This is a genomic window from Pseudomonas sp. R15(2017) (genome assembly GCF_002112685.1).
Taxonomy (GTDB): domain Bacteria; phylum Pseudomonadota; class Gammaproteobacteria; order Pseudomonadales; family Pseudomonadaceae; genus Aquipseudomonas; species Aquipseudomonas glycinae.
Genome location: NZ_NEII01000013.1, coordinates 126,623 through 142,382, shown reverse-complemented (window position 1 = coordinate 142,382; position 15,760 = coordinate 126,623). Strand labels below are relative to the sequence as shown.

The window sequence follows — 15,760 nt, the reverse complement described above, 5'->3', positions numbered from 1 at the left end:
AGGTCATGGGCATCAAGGTTCTGCTGGTCGAGGATGACCGCTCGTTGCGCGAAGCGCTGGCCGATACGCTGTTGCTGGCCGGTCACGACTATCACGCGGTGGGTTCGGCCGAAGAGGCGCTGAACGCCGTCGAGCGCGAAGCGTTCAGTCTGGTGGTCAGTGACGTCAACATGCCGGGCATGGACGGCCATCAATTGCTCGGCCTGCTGCGCGCACGGCAACCGCAATTGCCGGTGCTGCTGATGACCGCCCATGGCGCGGTCGAACGCGCGGTCGATGCCATGCGCCAGGGCGCGGCGGATTATCTGGTCAAGCCGTTCGAGCCCAAGGCTCTGCTGGATCTGGTAGCGCGTCACGCCTTGGGCAGCCTTGGCGCCAGCGACGCCGAAGGCCCGGTCGCGGTCGAGCCGGCCAGTGCTCAATTGCTGGATCTGGCGGCGCGGGTTGCACGCAGTGATTCCACCGTGCTGATTTCCGGCGAGTCCGGCACCGGCAAGGAAGTGCTGGCGCGCTACATCCACCAGCAATCCCATCGCGCCAGTCAGCCGTTCATTGCGATCAACTGTGCGGCGATCCCCGACAACATGCTCGAAGCCACCCTGTTCGGTCACGAAAAGGGCTCGTTCACCGGCGCCATCGCGGCCCAGGCCGGCAAGTTCGAACAGGCGGACGGCGGCACCATTCTGCTCGATGAGATTTCCGAAATGCCCCTCGGTCTGCAAGCCAAGCTGCTGCGGGTGTTGCAGGAGCGGGAAGTCGAGCGGGTCGGCGCACGCAAGCCGATCACCCTCGATATTCGCGTGGTAGCCACCACCAACCGTGATCTGGCCGGTGAAGTGGCAGCGGGGCGATTCCGTGAAGACCTCTATTATCGTCTGTCGGTTTTTCCCCTGGCATGGCGTCCGTTGCGCGAGCGCACCGCCGATATCCTGCCACTGGCCGAGCGTCTGTTGGCCAAACACGTCAATAAAATGAAGCATGCGACGGCGAAATTCTCGCCCGAGGCGCAAGCGTGCCTGATCGGTTATCCGTGGCCGGGCAACGTGCGCGAGCTGGATAACGCGGTTCAGCGCGCCTTGATTCTGCAGCAGGGCGGGTTGATCCAGCCGCAGGATTTCTGTCTCTCCGGGCCTGCGCTGTTTGCGCCATTGCCGGCGGTGGTGCCCGCCGCGTCGATCATTCGAGAGGTCGAAATCGACGCGGATTCGGCCGGTGCGCTGGGCGATGACCTGCGTCGTCGCGAGTTCCAGATGATCATCGACACCCTGCGTACCGAGCGCGGTCGACGCAAGGAAGCAGCGGAAAAACTCGGCATCAGCCCGCGCACCCTGCGGTACAAACTGGCGCAAATGCGCGATGCGGGCATGGATGTCGAAGGCTACCTGTTCGCAACCTGACGGGTGGCGCAAACGTTTGAAACGGCTTTTCTCAAAGCGGTGCCCATGAGCTGGCACCGTTGTTGCTAACACCTGAGTACCCGCCGAGTGAGTGTCAAAAAATTGCGGGCCGCCCAAGAGAGTAGACCATGAGCCAAGGTATTGAATTTAATCGGTTGATGATGGACATGAAGGCCATGCAAATGGACGCCATGTCGAAGCCGAAATCGACTTCCGCTGTCCCGGAAGTGGCAGGCAGCAACTTTTCCGACATGCTCGGTCAGGCCATCAACAAAGTGAACGATACCCAACAGGCGTCGAGCCAATTGGCCAACGCGTTCGAAATCGGCAAGAGCGGCGTCGATCTGACGGACGTGATGATTGCCTCGCAAAAGGCCAGCGTGTCGTTCCAGGCCCTGACCCAGGTGCGCAACAAGCTGGTTCAGGCTTATCAAGACATCATGCAGATGCCGGTTTAAGGACGAGATTGAGTCATGGCAGAAGCAGTCGCCGATAACGTTCCGGCCAAGGCCACCCCGATAGACGGCAAACCGCCGCTGTTCGGACTGTCCTTCCTGGAAAACCTCTCCGAGATGACCATGCTGCGTCAGGTGGGCCTGTTGGTCGGCCTGGCCGCGAGCGTGGCGATTGGCTTTGCCGTGGTGCTGTGGTCGCAGCAGCCGGATTACCGTCCGTTGTACGGCAGCCTTGCCGGCATGGACGCCAAGCAGGTCATGGACACCCTGGCCTCCGCCGACATTCCCTACACCGTCGAACCGAATTCCGGCGCCTTGCTGGTCAAGGCCGATGACCTGTCCCGTGCGCGGCTCAAGCTCGCGGCCGCTGGTGTCACTCCCAGCGACGGCAACATCGGTTTTGAAATCCTCGACAAGGAACAGGGTCTGGGCACCAGCCAGTTCATGGAAGCGACCCGTTATCGTCGCGGCCTTGAAGGCGAGCTGGCCCGCACCATTTCCAGCCTGAACAACGTCAAGGGCGCGCGCGTTCACCTGGCGATTCCGAAAAGTTCGGTATTCGTGCGTGACGAACGCAAGCCAAGCGCTTCGGTACTGGTCGAGCTGTACTCCGGTCGTTCGCTGGAGCCGGGCCAGGTCGTTGCCATCATCAACCTGGTGGCGACTTCTGTTCCCGAGTTGAGCAAATCGCAGATCACCGTCGTCGACCAGAAGGGCAACCTGCTGTCGGATCAGGCGGAAAACGCCGAAATGACCATGGCCGGCAAGCAGTTCGACTACAGCCGTCGCATGGAAAGCATGCTCACCCAGCGCGTGCACAACATTCTGCAACCGGTACTGGGCAACGATCGCTACAAGGCTGAAGTCTCGGCCGACGTTGATTTCAGTGCCGTCGAATCGACCGCCGAGCAGTTCAACCCGGATCAACCGGCGCTGCGCAGCGAACAGTCGGTCAACGAACAACGCACTGCCAGCAATGGCCCGCAAGGTGTGCCGGGTGCATTGAGCAACCAGCCGCCGTCACCGGCCTCGGCACCGCAAACCACCGGTGGCGCCGCCGCCCCGGCGAGCATGGTGCAACCAGGCCAGCCACTGGTTGATGCCAACGGTCAGCAGATCATGGACCCGGCCACCGGCCAGCCGATGCTCGCGCCGTACCCGGCGGACAAGCGTCAACAATCCACCAAGAACTTCGAACTCGACCGTTCCATCAGCCACACCAAACAGCAGCAGGGTCGCCTGAATCGCCTGTCGGTGTCGGTGGTGGTGGACGATCAGGTCAAGATCAACCCGGCCAACGGCGAAACCACCCGTGCACCGTGGAGCGCCGACGAATTGGCGCGCTTCACTCGTCTGGTACAGGACGCCGTCGGCTTCGACGCCAGCCGTGGCGACAGCGTCAGCGTGATCAACATGCCGTTCTCCGCCGAGCGCGGCGAAGTGATCGCCGACATTCCGTTCTACTCCCAGCCATGGTTCTGGGACATCGTCAAACAAGTGCTGGGCGTGTTGTTCATCCTGGTGCTGGTGTTCGGCGTGCTGCGTCCGGTGCTCAACAACATCACCGGTGGTGGCAAAAGCAAGGAGCTGGCCGGTCTGGGCGGCGACATGGAACTCGGTGGCATGGGCGGTCTGGATGGTGAACTGTCCAACGATCGCGTCAGCCTCGGCGGCCCGACCAGCATTCTGCTGCCGAGCCCGAGCGAGGGTTATGACGCTCAGTTGAACGCAATCAAGAGTCTGGTGGCAGAAGACCCGGGTCGTGTGGCCCAGGTCGTGAAAGAGTGGATTAACGCAGATGAGTGATAACCGAGCCGCCGTCGCCAAACTGTCCCGGGTCGATAAAGCCGCGATTCTGCTGCTGTCCCTGGGTTCGACCGATGCCGCACAAGTGCTGCGCCACATGGGCCCCAAAGAGGTCCAGCGAGTCGGCGTGGCCATGGCCCAGATGGGCAACGTCCACCGTGAGCAGGTCGAGCAGGTCATGAGCGAGTTTGTCGACATCGTCGGCGACCAGACCAGCCTGGGCGTCGGCTCCGACGACTACGTGCGCAAAATGCTCACCCAGGCCCTGGGTGAAGACAAGGCCAACGGCCTGATCGACCGCATTCTGCTGGGCGGCAACACCAGTGGCCTCGACAGCCTGAAATGGATGGAGCCGCGCGCCGTGGCCGACGTGATCCGTTACGAACACCCGCAGATCCAGGCGATCGTGGTGGCGTACCTCGATCCGGATCAGGCCGGTGAAGTGCTGGGCAACTTCGACCACAAGGTACGTCTGGACATCATCCTGCGCGTCTCGTCGTTGAACACCGTGCAGCCGGCCGCGCTGAAAGAATTGAACCAGATCCTCGAGAAGCAGTTCTCCGGCAACTCGAACGCCTCGCGCACCACCCTGGGTGGCATCAAGCGCGCGGCGGACATCATGAACTTCCTCGACAGCTCGATCGAAGGCCAGCTCATGGACTCGATCCGCGAAGTCGACGAAGACCTGTCCGGTCAGATCGAAGACCTCATGTTCGTGTTCAACAACCTGGCCGATGTCGACGACCGCGGTATCCAGGCGCTGTTGCGCGAAGTGTCTTCCGATGTGCTGGTGCTGGCCCTCAAGGGTTCGGACGAAGGCGTCAAGGAGAAGATCTTCAAGAACATGTCCAAGCGTGCCGCCGAACTGCTGCGCGACGACCTCGAGGCCAAGGGCCCGGTGCGCGTCAGCGACGTGGAGACCGCACAGAAGGAAATCCTCACCATCGCCCGCCGTATGGCCGAAGCCGGAGAAATCGTGCTCGGTGGCAAGGGCGGCGAGGAAATGATCTAAGCCCATGGACAAGCATGACGACGATGTGACGGACCTGATCCGTGCCCGGGACGTCCGCGGTTTCGAATCTTGGGCGTTGCCCAGCTTCGACCCGCCGAAACCTGAGCCCGAGCCGGAACCGGAGCCTGAACCGCCGGAAATGGAAGAGGTGCCGCTGGAGGAAGTCCAGCCACTGACTCTGGAAGAACTCGAAAGCATCCGTCAGGAGGCCTACAACGAGGGCTTCGCCATCGGCGAAAAGGAAGGCTTTCACAGCGCCACCCTCAAGGTGCGCCAGGAAGCCGAAGTGGTCCTGACGGCCAAGGTCAACAGCCTTGAGCAATTGATGGGCCACCTGTTCGAGCCCATCGCCGAGCAAGACACCCAGATCGAAAAGTCGCTGGTCGATCTCGTGCAGCACATCGCCAAACAGGTGATCCAGCGCGAGCTGGCCATCGACTCGACGCAGATCGAACACGTCATGCGCGACGCGCTCAAGCTGTTGCCGTTGGGCGTGGGCAATGTGCGGCTGTACGTCAATCCGCAGGATTTCGGACAGGTCAAAGCCTTGCGCGAACGTCATGAGGAAACCTGGCGCATCGTCGAAGACGAATCCCTGCTGCCGGGCGGTTGCCGGGTCGAGACCGACCACAGCCGGATCGATGCCAGCATCGAAACCCGCGTCAGCCAGGTCATGGCCAAGCTGTTCGACCAGTTGCACGAACAGGCCCTGCACCCGGCCGAGCCGGACCTGAGCCTGGACCTGCCGGAAACACCCAAACCGGCACCGATTACAGAAGAGCCGCTCGCGGACGCCCCCGATGCGCCTTGAACGCACCAGCTTCGCCAAGCGCCTGAGCACCTACGCCGAGGCCACCGAAATCGCCGGTGCGCCGATTCTCGAAGGGCGCCTTTTGCGCATGGTCGGCCTGACGCTGGAAGCCGAAGGCCTGCGCGCCGCCATGGGCACCCGCTGCATGGTGATCAACGACGACACCTATCACCCGTCCCAGGTTGAAGCCGAAGTCATGGGCTTCTCCGGCAGCAAGGTATTTCTGATGCCGGTCGGCAGCGTGGCGGGCATTGCTCCGGGCGCCCGTGTCGTGCCGCTGGCCGATACCGGCCGCCTGCCGATGGGCATGAGCATGCTCGGTCGTGTGCTGGACGGCGCCGGACGTGCGCTGGACGGCAAGGGCGGCATGAAGGCCGAAGACTGGGTGCCGATGGACGGCCCGACCATCAACCCGCTCAACCGTGACCCGATCAGCGTGCCGCTGGATGTCGGCATTCGTAGTATCAACGGTTTGTTGACGGTCGGTCGTGGTCAGCGTCTGGGTCTGTTCGCCGGTACCGGTGTCGGTAAGTCGGTGTTGCTGGGCATGATGACCCGCTTCACCGAGGCTGACATCATCGTCGTCGGCCTGATCGGTGAGCGGGGTCGTGAGGTTAAGGAATTCATCGAGCACATCCTCGGTGAAGAAGGCCTCAAGCGCTCCGTGGTGGTCGCGTCGCCGGCGGACGATGCGCCGCTGATGCGTCTGCGTGCGGCGATGTACTGCACGCGGATCGCCGAATATTTCCGCGACAAGGGCAAGAACGTCCTGTTGCTGATGGATTCCCTGACCCGTTTCGCCCAGGCCCAGCGGGAAATCGCCCTGGCCATCGGTGAGCCGCCGGCGACCAAGGGCTATCCGCCGTCGGTATTCGCCAAACTGCCGAAACTGGTGGAGCGTGCCGGTAACGCGGAGAAGGGTGGGGGTTCGATCACCGCGTTCTACACCGTATTGTCCGAAGGCGATGACCAGCAGGATCCGATTGCCGACTCCGCACGGGGCGTGCTCGACGGGCACATCGTGCTGTCGCGGCGGCTGGCCGAGGAAGGTCATTACCCTGCCATCGACATCGAAGCCTCGATCAGCCGGGTGATGCCGGCAGTCGTGGCGCCGGAACACATGCAGCGCGCGCAATACTTCAAGCAGCTGTGGTCGCGCTATCAGCAGAGCCGCGACCTGATCAGCGTCGGCGCTTATGTCGCTGGCGGTGACCGCGAGACTGACCTTGCAATCAATCTGCAACCACAACTGGTCAGATACCTGCGTCAGGGTCTCAACGACAAAATCAGCCTGGGTGAAAGCGAGGCGTACCTCGAAACGATTTTCGCCCCGGCGGCCGGCGGGTAACCGGTCATGGCCCTGAGTCGCGCCGCGCGTCTGGCGCCGGTGGTGGACATGGCCGAGAAGGCCGAAAAAACCGCCGTGCAGCGCCTGGGTTATTTTCAGGGGCAGGTGAAAGTCGCCGAGAGCAAACTCGCCGACCTCAACGCCTTTCGTCTGGATTACTCGCAGCAGTGGATCGTGCGCGGCAGCACCGGCGTGACCGGCCAATGGCTGCTGGGTTTTCAGGGCTTTCTGGCGCAACTCGACACCGCCGTCGATCAGCAGCGCCAAAGTCTGCAGTGGCACCAGAACAATCTGGACAAGGCCCGTGATGCCTGGCAACAGGCATTCGCCCGGGTCGAAGGTCTGCGCAAACTTGTACAACGCTACCGCGACGAAGCCCAGCGTGCCGAAGACAAGCGTGAGCAGAAGCTGCTCGACGAGTTGTCCCAGCGTTTGCCGCGCCACGAGGCGTTTTGACGGGCAGATCTCGCACAAATCCCGACGCCATCGCTCCTTGCCCATGGCCCTTCCAAGTGCTAAACCTTGTACAGGTTCGTCAATGACAAGGAAGCCAGTACATGTCAGTCGTTACAGAAGTGTCTGCGGATGGGCAAAAGTTGACGATTTCCGTCAAGGGCCGATTCGACTTCGGTCGCCATCAGGAATTTCGCGAGTCCTACGAGCGGCTCACTAAAAAGCCTGACTCCATTGTGGTGGATCTCAAGGATGCCACCTATCTCGACAGTTCGGCCCTGGGCATGTTGCTTCTGTTGCGTGATCACGCCGGCGGTGACGACTCGGATGTGCGGGTGGTCAACAGCAATTCGGATGTGCGCAAGATCCTCGCCATCTCCAACTTCGACAAACTGTTCGACATCAGTTGACGGCCATGCAGCCGCAAGAGCCGCTGACGATCCTGATTGCCGAAGACAGCGCCGCTGACCGGTTGCTGTTGTCGACCATCGTCCGTCGTCAGGGGCATGAAGTGCTGACGGCCACCCACGGTGCGGAGGCGGTCGAGGCATTTATCCGACAAAAGCCGCATCTGGTGTTGATGGACGCCATGATGCCGGTGATGGACGGGTTCGAAGCTGCACGGCAGATCAAGAAGCTGGCGGGTGAAAGCCTGGTGCCGATCATCTTCCTCACCTCGCTGACGGAAAGCGAAGCCCTGGCTCGTTGTCTTGAGGCCGGCGGCGACGACTTTCTGGCGAAGCCCTACAACCAGGTGATCCTTGCCGCCAAAATCAAGGCGATGGATCGCTTGCGACGTTTACAGGCCACGGTTCTTCAGCAGCGCGACCTGATCGCCAAACACCACGACTATCTGCTCAACGAGCAGCGGGTCGCCAAGGCCGTATTCGACAAGGTGGCGCATTCCGGCTGCCTGAGCGCGCCGAATATCCGTTACCTGCAATCGCCCTATGCGCTGTTCAATGGCGATCTGTTGTTGGCTGCATACACTCCGGCCGGCGACATGCATGTGTTGCTCGGTGACTTCACCGGTCACGGCTTGCCGGCGGCGGTCGGCGCGATGCCGTTGGCCGAGGTGTTCTACGGCATGACTGCCAAGGGTTACGGCCTGGCCGAAACCCTGCGGGAAATGAACGCCAAGCTCAAGCGCATCCTGCCGGTGGACATGTTCTGCTGCGCGACGCTGTTGTGCCTGAGTTTTCAGCGGCGCTCGGTGGAAGTCTGGAACGGCGGCATGCCCGACGGTTACCTGCATTGCCTCGCCACCGGGGAGCGCAAGCCACTGGCGGCGCGCCACTTGCCGCTGGGTGTGCTCAGCCCGCAGACCTTCGATGACCGCACCGAGGTTCACTCGATGGCGGTGGGCGATCGGGTGTTTCTGCTCTCCGACGGGGTCATCGACACCTGCGATGCCAACGACCAGCTGTTCGGTGTCGAGCGCTTGCACAAGGTGTTCGCCGCCAATCGCCAGCCGGATCGGCTGTTCGAGGACATCGAGCAGGCGCTGCAGGACTTTCGCGGAGAGGCCCGGGACGATGTGAGCATGGTCGAGGTCAGCCTGCTGGAAGCCGAGCAGGTCAACCCGCCGGCGCCGGTGTATTCGGACAGTGGTCAGTCCTGTCCGCTGGACTGGTCGGTGAGCTTCGAATTTCGCGGTGCCACGCTCAAGCGCTTCAATCCGCTGCCTTACCTGTTGCAGTTACTGCTTGAGGTGCATGGATTGCGGGCGCAGAGTGGCGCACTGTACAGCGTGCTGGCCGAGCTTTATTCCAACGCGCTGGAGCATGGCGTGCTTGGCCTGGATTCGAGCCTCAAGCGCGATGCGTCGGGTTTCGCCCGATATTACGAGCAGCGCAATGCCCGTCTCGAAGCCTTGCAGGACGGTTATGTGCGCGTGCATTTGCAGGTGCGGCCGGAAGGCGAGGGCGGTTGTCTGGTGGTGCGGGTCGAAGACAGCGGCCAGGGATTCGATGTCTCGCGCGTGATGGAGCGGCCGCTGGACGGTGTCCGTCTGTCGGGACGCGGAGTCAGCCTGATCCGGCAATTGGCCCGAAATGCCAGCTGGTCAGACGATGGTCGCAGTGCTCGCGTGGAGTTTTTCTGGGAGGCTCTGGCATAATCCGCGCATTCTTGATCAGGGAGTGAACAAGTGGCTGATACACATGTGGACCACGAGGCGCTGAGCGCGCTGCGGGAAGTGATGGAAGACAGCTATCCGGAACTGCTGGATACCTTCCTCGCCGATTCCGAAAACCGCCTGCGGGAGTTGCAGCAGACTGCCGATGCCGACGCATTGTCTTCCGTTGCGCACAGCTTCAAGGGCAGCAGCAGCAACATGGGCGCGACCCGTCTTGCCGTGCTGTGCCAGGAGCTGGAACAGCATGCCAAAGACAAAAGCCCTTCCGAGATCATCAAACTGGTCGCCGATATTCATAGCGAATTCGCCGATGTGCGGCCCGTTTATGTCGCCGAGCGGCAGCGCTCGCTGACGCACTGATCCTGCCGTCGGGCGGTTTTGTCGGATTTCTGACGAAACTGGCCCGGCACTTGCAGTCATCTATCCCAACTGTACCTACGATCCCAGTGCAGCGGAGACCGTGCCATGCCTGCAAGCCCCAACATTTTTCTTCAGACCGCCGCCCAGGCCAAGGCGCAAGCTGCCTCGACCAAATCATCGGCAGTGGCCGCAGAGCCCGGGGACAAGGCCTCCAGCTTCGCTCAGGTGTTCGCCGATCAAGGCCCGAACAAGCCCTCGGTGACCGTCGACAATTCGGCAAAACCTGCCCGTGACAAGGTGGCCGACAACAGCGGCAAGAAAGACCTCGGCAAGGATCAGTCTGCCGCCCCGGAGCCGGCGGTTGCCGATAGCGGCAAAGCCTTGCCCGCCGACAAACCGGCGACGGCGGCAACGGACGACAAGACCGCTACTGATGATGACTCGGCCGACACCGCGCCGGCTCCCGTTGTCGATACGGCGCCGGTGGACCCGGCGTTAGTGGCGTCGGTAGAGCCGGTCGTCACGGCGCCGGTAGTCGCCACTCCAGTCGTCGATACTGCCGCGAAGCCTGAAACCGACAAACCCGCGGTGGCGGCATTGCCGGGTATGGTCAAGGATCCGGCGCCGGCCACCGACCCGGCTTTCGACCCCGAGGCGGATCCGCTCGATTCACTGCCCGCCGTGCGCATGGCCATGGAGCAGAGTGGTCACATTTCTGCTTCCAGCCAGTCCCAGCCCAAGGCCACCCCGGCCCAGGCTCAGGCTGACGGCGAATTGACCTCGGCGCAGAACTTCGCTGCCGGCATGGCCAGCATGCTCGATGTGCAGGCTGACAAGGACAGCACCAGTCAGGGCGGTGAAAAGGCGTTCAGCGGTTTGATCGATGACGGCCTGAAGGACCTGAAAACCGCCACCAGCGACACCCGCGTGGATGATTTCGCCAACCGTCTGGCGGCGCTGACCCAGGCTGCCACGCCGAAAACCGCCAACGCGGTGCCGGTGAACCAACCGATTGCCATGCACCAGAACGGCTGGACCGAAGAAGTGGTCAACCGGGTCATGTACCTGTCGAGCAACAACCTGAAGGCGGCTGACATCCAGTTGCAGCCAGCGGAGCTTGGGCGTCTGGATATCCGGGTGAACATGGTCCCGGACCAGCAGACCCAGGTGACCTTCATGAGCGCGCATCCGAGCGTGCGTGAAGCCCTCGACGGTCAGATGCACCGCCTGCGCGACATGTTCAACCAGCAAGGCATGGGGCAGGTCGACGTCAACGTTTCCGACCAGAACCGTGGCTGGCAGGGCCAGGGCCAGGAACAGGCGCAGCAGGGGCAGAGCGGTCGCACCAGCGCCGCCGGTGGTCGCCTGGATTCGGCTGAAGAAGAGTTGACCCCGACGGCTGTCGCTGAAGCCGCGGCCACCGCCACTCACGTGATCGGCTCCAGCGCCGTCGACTACTACGCCTGATTTAAAGCGCTTCCTCAAAACCTGTGGGAGCTGGCTTGTCGGTACGCCGCATCGCAGCGATAGCGATTTGTCTGACACATTAGTTTTGAATGTGCCGCAGCCATCGCTGGCAAGCCAGCTCCCACAGGGACTCGCATCGACTCACCATTCTCTCTGGTTCTCCCCTCCGACACTTCTGGCATAACACTTGCTCTTGCCTTGCCGTGCGACTGTGAAAACCCGATTAGTGACGGATTATTGGCATGGCGAAGAGCGAAGCTGCAGCAGTAAAAGACCCCGCAACCAAAGGCAAACTCAAACTGATCATCGTGATCGTGCTGGGTCTGTTGCTGGCGATCGGCACGTCCGTGGGGGCGACCTGGTTCTTCATGCACAGTGCCCAGAGCAAGCCAGCGGCGACCGCCGAAGCGGCCCCGGTCGGCAAGCAACCGGCGATTTTCGAGCCGATGGCGCCAGCCTTCGTGGCCAACTACAACCAGAACGGCCGTCAGCGCTACATGCAGGTGAGCATCACCATGCTGGCGCGCAACCAGGCTGATCTGGAAGCGCTCAAAGTGCACATGCCGGTGATCCGCAACAACCTGGTGATGCTCTTCTCCGGTCAGGATTTCGCCACGCTGGCGACCCCGGTCGGTCAAGAGATGTTGCGCCAGAAGGCCACAGCCAGCGTCCAGGAAGTGGCGCAGAAAGAGCTGGGCAAAGTGGTGATCGAACAGTTGCTTTTCACTAATTTCGTACTGCAGTAGGAACACGACATGGCCGTGCAGGATCTGCTGTCCCAGGATGAAATCGACGCGCTGTTGCATGGCGTCGACGATGGTCTGGTACAGACCGATAACGCTGCCGAACCCGGCAGTGTCAAAAGCTACGACCTGACCAGCCAGGATCGCATCGTCCGTGGACGCATGCCGACTCTGGAAATGATCAACGAGCGTTTTGCCCGCTACACCCGCATCAGCATGTTCAACATGCTGCGCCGCTCGGCGGACGTTGCCGTCGGTGGCGTACAGGTGATGAAGTTCGGCGAATACGTGCACTCGCTGTACGTGCCGACCAGCCTCAACCTGGTCAAGATCAAACCCCTGCGCGGCACCGCGCTGTTCATCCTCGACGCCAAACTGGTGTTCAAGCTGGTGGACAACTTCTTCGGCGGCGACGGCCGTCACGCCAAGATCGAAGGGCGTGAATTCACCCCGACCGAACTGCGCGTGGTGCGCATGGTGCTGGAGCAGGCGTTCGTCGATTTGAAGGAAGCCTGGCAGGCGATCATGGAAGTCAACTTCGAGTACATCAACTCGGAAGTGAACCCGGCCATGGCCAACATCGTCGGCCCGAGCGAAGCGATCGTGGTCTCCACGTTCCACATCGAACTCGACGGCGGTGGCGGCGACCTGCACGTGACCATGCCGTACTCGATGATCGAGCCGGTGCGCGAAATGCTCGACGCCGGTTTCCAGTCGGACCTCGACGACCAGGACGAACGCTGGGTCAACGCCCTGCGCCAGGACGTGCTGGATGTCGACGTGCCGATCGGTGCCACCGTGGCTCGCCGCCAGTTGAAGTTGCGCGACATCCTGCACATGCAGCCGGGTGATGTGATTCCGGTCGAGATGCCGGAAGACATGATCATGCGCGCCAACGGCGTGCCGGCCTTCAAGGTCAAGATGGGCTCGCACAAAGGCAACCTCGCGTTGCAGGTTATCGAGCCGATCGAGCGCCGCTGAAGCGGCGCTTTCACTCCCTGATTTTTTTACCGGTTTTTTGCCCGCCGAGGACAAATGATGAACGACGATATGAACACCCAGGACGATCAGGCATTGGCCGATGAATGGGCTGCCGCCCTGGAAGAAACCGGTGAAGCCGGGCAGGCCGACATCGACGCGCTGCTGGCCGCCGATGCAGGTGCTTCGAGCTCCAACCGTCTGCCGATGGAAGAGTTCGGCAGCGTGCCGAAGAACAACGACCCGGTGACCCTCGACGGTCCGAACCTGGACGTGATTCTCGACATCCCGGTGTCGATCTCGATGGAAGTGGGCAGCACCGACATCAACATCCGCAACCTGCTGCAACTCAACCAGGGTTCGGTGATCGAGCTTGATCGTCTGGCCGGCGAGCCGCTGGACGTGCTGGTCAACGGCACCCTGATCGCTCACGGTGAAGTGGTGGTGGTCAACGAAAAGTTCGGCATCCGTCTGACCGACGTGATCAGCCCGAGCGAACGCATCAAGAAGCTGCGCTGAGTGAAAAAGGTTCTGGGAGCTTTGTTCGGCCTGTCGCTGGCGTTGCCTTTCAGCGTGCTGGCGGCCGAGCCGGTGGCGACCACGGCAGCGGCGGCTGCGCCGGCCGTCAACAGCGGCGTGGCAGGACAGCTGACGCAATTGGTGCTGGGTCTGTTACTGGTGCTGGGGTTGATCTTCTTCCTCGCCTGGTTGTTGCGCCGGGTGCAGCAGGCAGGCCCCGCCGGCAAGGGCCAGGTGATTGAGTTGATCGGTTCCCGCGCGCTCGGGCCGCGTGACCGTCTGATGCTGGTGCAGGTCGGCAACGAGCAGATCCTGCTCGGCCTCAGCCCCGGAACCATCACTGCGCTGCACGTGCTCAAAGAGCCGGTCGAGGTGCCGAGCACCGCCGACAAAGCGACTCCGGAATTTGCCCAGCATCTGTTGAAGATCCTCGGCAAGGATCAGAAGGATAAGAAGTAATGGGTGCGTTGCGCATCGTCTTGACCCTGGCGTTGATGTTGGCCGCGCCGCTGGCATTCGCCGCCGATCCGTTGTCGATCCCGGCGATCACCCTGGGCACCAACGCCGAGGGCGCGCAGGAATATTCGGTCAGCCTGCAGATCCTGCTGATCATGACGGCACTGAGCTTCATTCCGGCCGCCGTCATCCTGATGACCAGTTTCACCCGGATCATCATCGTCTTCTCGATCCTGCGTCAGGCCCTGGGCCTGCAGCAGACCCCGTCGAACCAGATTCTCACCGGCATGGCGCTGTTCCTGACGCTGTTCATCATGGCGCCAGTGTTCGATCGCGTGAACAACGATGCCTTGCAGCCGTACCTCGCGGAAAAGCTGACGGCCCAGCAGGCAGTGGAAAAGGCTCAGGTGCCGATCAAGGACTTCATGCTCGCCCAGACCCGCTCCAGCGATCTGGAGCTGTTCATGCGCCTGTCCAAACGCACCGACATCGCGACGCCGGATGCTGCGCCGCTGACGATTCTGGTGCCGGCGTTCGTGACGTCTGAACTGAAGACCGCGTTCCAGATCGGCTTCATGATCTTCATCCCGTTCCTGATCATCGACCTGGTGGTGGCGAGCGTGCTGATGGCGATGGGTATGATGATGCTCTCGCCGCTGATCATTTCCCTGCCGTTCAAAATCATGCTGTTCGTGCTGGTGGATGGCTGGGCGCTGATCATCGGGACACTGGCCAGCAGTTTCGGAGGTGTATCGCCATGACGCCAGAAGTAGCGGTCGACATCTTTCGCGAGGCCCTGTGGCTGACCACCATGATGGTGGCGATTCTGGTGGTGCCGAGTCTGTTGGTGGGCCTGCTGGTGTCGATGTTCCAGGCCGCGACCCAGATCAACGAACAGACCCTGAGCTTCCTGCCGCGTCTGCTGGTGATGCTGGTGACGCTGATCGTCGCCGGCCCGTGGCTGGTGCAGACGTTCATGGAATACATCACGCAGTTGTACAAAAACATTCCGATGGTCATCGGCTAAGCCATGCAATCGCTGCTTCAGCTGACCGATACCCAGATCAGTACCTGGGTGGCGACGTTCATGCTGCCGCTGTTTCGCGTCGCCTCGATGTTGATGGTGATGCCGGTCTTCGGAACCACGCTGGTGCCCCGGCGGATCCGTCTGTACTTCGCCTTCGCGATCACCGTGGTGATTACGCCCAACCTGCCGCCGATGCCGGCGGTCAGCCCTCTGGACCTCAGCGGTCTGCTGCTGATCGCCGAACAGATTCTCGTTGGCGCGGTGCTGGGTTTCTCGCTGCAATTGTTCTTTCAAGCTTTCGTGGTGGCCGGGCAGATCGTCGCGATCCAGATGGGCATGGGCTTCGCTTCGATGATTGACCCTACCAACGGCGTGTCGGTGGCGGTGATCGGGCAGTTCTTCACGATGCTGGTGACCTTGCTGTTCCTGTCGATGAACGGGCACCTGGTGGTCTTCGAAGTGCTCACCGAGAGCTTCACCACGCTGCCGGTCGGCGGCGGGTTGATGACCACGCATTACTGGGAACTGGCCGGCAAACTCGGCTGGGTGCTGGGCGCCGCGTTGTTGCTGGTGCTGCCGGCGGTCACCGCGCTGCTGGTGGTCAACATCGCCTTTGGCGTGATGACCCGCGCTGCGCCACAGCTCAACATTTTCTCCATCGGCTTTCCGCTGACCCTCGTACTCGGCCTGTTTATTGTCTGGGTCGGGTTGGCGGACATACTCAATCAGTATCAACCGCTGGCCACCGAGGCCCTGCAGTTTTTACGCGAACTGGCACAGGCGCGCTGAGT

At 61.8% G+C, this 15,760-nt stretch carries 18 protein-coding genes; all 18 read left to right on the top strand.

Annotation, left to right across the window (positions count from 1 at the left end; genetic code table 11):
- The first annotated feature begins 5 nt into the window (after window positions 1-5).
- Window positions 6-1,397: a sigma-54 dependent transcriptional regulator gene (locus CAF77_RS24445; RefSeq protein ID WP_064384021.1), complete on the top strand. Its 1,392-nt coding sequence runs from the start codon at window positions 6-8 to the stop codon at window positions 1,395-1,397.
- A gap of 128 nt (window positions 1,398-1,525) precedes the next feature.
- Entirely contained in the window at window positions 1,526-1,855 is a 330-nt protein-coding gene (gene fliE / locus CAF77_RS24440) for a flagellar hook-basal body complex protein FliE (protein WP_011333048.1), read from the top strand.
- Between the two features lie 15 nt (window positions 1,856-1,870).
- On the top strand, window positions 1,871-3,658 hold the full coding sequence (gene fliF, locus CAF77_RS24435) for a flagellar basal-body MS-ring/collar protein FliF (protein WP_064378617.1): 1,788 nt from the start codon (window positions 1,871-1,873) through the stop codon (window positions 3,656-3,658).
- Window positions 3,651-4,670, top strand: coding sequence for a flagellar motor switch protein FliG (fliG, locus tag CAF77_RS24430; protein WP_007958288.1), 1,020 nt, complete (start codon window positions 3,651-3,653; stop codon window positions 4,668-4,670). Before fliF ends, fliG begins: the two co-directional genes overlap by 8 nt.
- Window positions 4,671-4,674: 4 nt before the next feature.
- Entirely contained in the window at window positions 4,675-5,481 is an 807-nt protein-coding gene (gene fliH, locus CAF77_RS24425; protein WP_064378618.1) for a flagellar assembly protein FliH, read from the top strand.
- Complete coding sequence (fliI, locus tag CAF77_RS24420; RefSeq protein WP_011333051.1) at window positions 5,471-6,829, top strand: flagellar protein export ATPase FliI; 1,359 nt, start codon at window positions 5,471-5,473, stop codon at window positions 6,827-6,829. The genes fliH and fliI overlap by 11 nt, the downstream gene beginning before the upstream one ends.
- 6 nt (window positions 6,830-6,835) lie before the next feature.
- Complete coding sequence (gene fliJ / locus CAF77_RS24415; protein ID WP_011333052.1) at window positions 6,836-7,285, top strand: flagellar export protein FliJ; 450 nt, start codon at window positions 6,836-6,838, stop codon at window positions 7,283-7,285.
- Window positions 7,286-7,386: 101 nt separating this feature from the next.
- Complete coding sequence (locus CAF77_RS24410; RefSeq protein ID WP_039765597.1) at window positions 7,387-7,692, top strand: STAS domain-containing protein; 306 nt, start codon at window positions 7,387-7,389, stop codon at window positions 7,690-7,692.
- A 5-nt stretch (window positions 7,693-7,697) separates the two neighbouring features.
- The gene (locus CAF77_RS24405; protein ID WP_064378619.1) at window positions 7,698-9,401 is read left to right on the top strand and encodes a fused response regulator/phosphatase; all 1,704 of its coding nucleotides are present in this window, start codon (window positions 7,698-7,700) and stop codon (window positions 9,399-9,401) included.
- Window positions 9,402-9,431: 30 nt separating this feature from the next.
- On the top strand, window positions 9,432-9,779 hold the full coding sequence (locus CAF77_RS24400; protein WP_007951942.1) for an Hpt domain-containing protein: 348 nt from the start codon (window positions 9,432-9,434) through the stop codon (window positions 9,777-9,779).
- Between the two features lie 105 nt (window positions 9,780-9,884).
- Window positions 9,885-11,246 (top strand): flagellar hook-length control protein FliK, encoded by a 1,362-nt coding sequence (locus CAF77_RS24395; protein ID WP_064378620.1) that lies wholly within the window; start codon window positions 9,885-9,887, stop codon window positions 11,244-11,246.
- Between the two features lie 242 nt (window positions 11,247-11,488).
- A complete protein-coding gene (gene fliL / locus CAF77_RS24390) occupies window positions 11,489-11,992 on the top strand; it encodes a flagellar basal body-associated protein FliL (protein WP_011333056.1) in 504 nt (167 codons plus the stop codon).
- Window positions 11,993-12,001: 9 nt separating this feature from the next.
- A complete protein-coding gene (gene fliM, locus CAF77_RS24385; protein WP_003222890.1) occupies window positions 12,002-12,970 on the top strand; it encodes a flagellar motor switch protein FliM in 969 nt (322 codons plus the stop codon).
- A gap of 57 nt (window positions 12,971-13,027) precedes the next feature.
- Complete coding sequence (gene fliN / locus CAF77_RS24380; protein WP_007951948.1) at window positions 13,028-13,486, top strand: flagellar motor switch protein FliN; 459 nt, start codon at window positions 13,028-13,030, stop codon at window positions 13,484-13,486.
- Entirely contained in the window at window positions 13,487-13,945 is a 459-nt protein-coding gene (fliO, locus tag CAF77_RS24375) for a flagellar biosynthetic protein FliO (RefSeq protein WP_085655446.1), read from the top strand.
- Window positions 13,945-14,703 (top strand): flagellar type III secretion system pore protein FliP, encoded by a 759-nt coding sequence (gene fliP, locus CAF77_RS24370; protein ID WP_039765605.1) that lies wholly within the window; start codon window positions 13,945-13,947, stop codon window positions 14,701-14,703. The genes fliO and fliP overlap by 1 nt, the downstream gene beginning before the upstream one ends.
- Window positions 14,700-14,969: a flagellar biosynthesis protein FliQ gene (gene fliQ, locus CAF77_RS24365; protein WP_007951951.1), complete on the top strand. Its 270-nt coding sequence runs from the start codon at window positions 14,700-14,702 to the stop codon at window positions 14,967-14,969. Before fliP ends, fliQ begins: the two co-directional genes overlap by 4 nt.
- 3 nt (window positions 14,970-14,972) lie before the next feature.
- Window positions 14,973-15,758: a flagellar biosynthetic protein FliR gene (gene fliR / locus CAF77_RS24360; protein ID WP_039765607.1), complete on the top strand. Its 786-nt coding sequence runs from the start codon at window positions 14,973-14,975 to the stop codon at window positions 15,756-15,758.
- Window positions 15,759-15,760 lie beyond the last annotated feature (2 nt).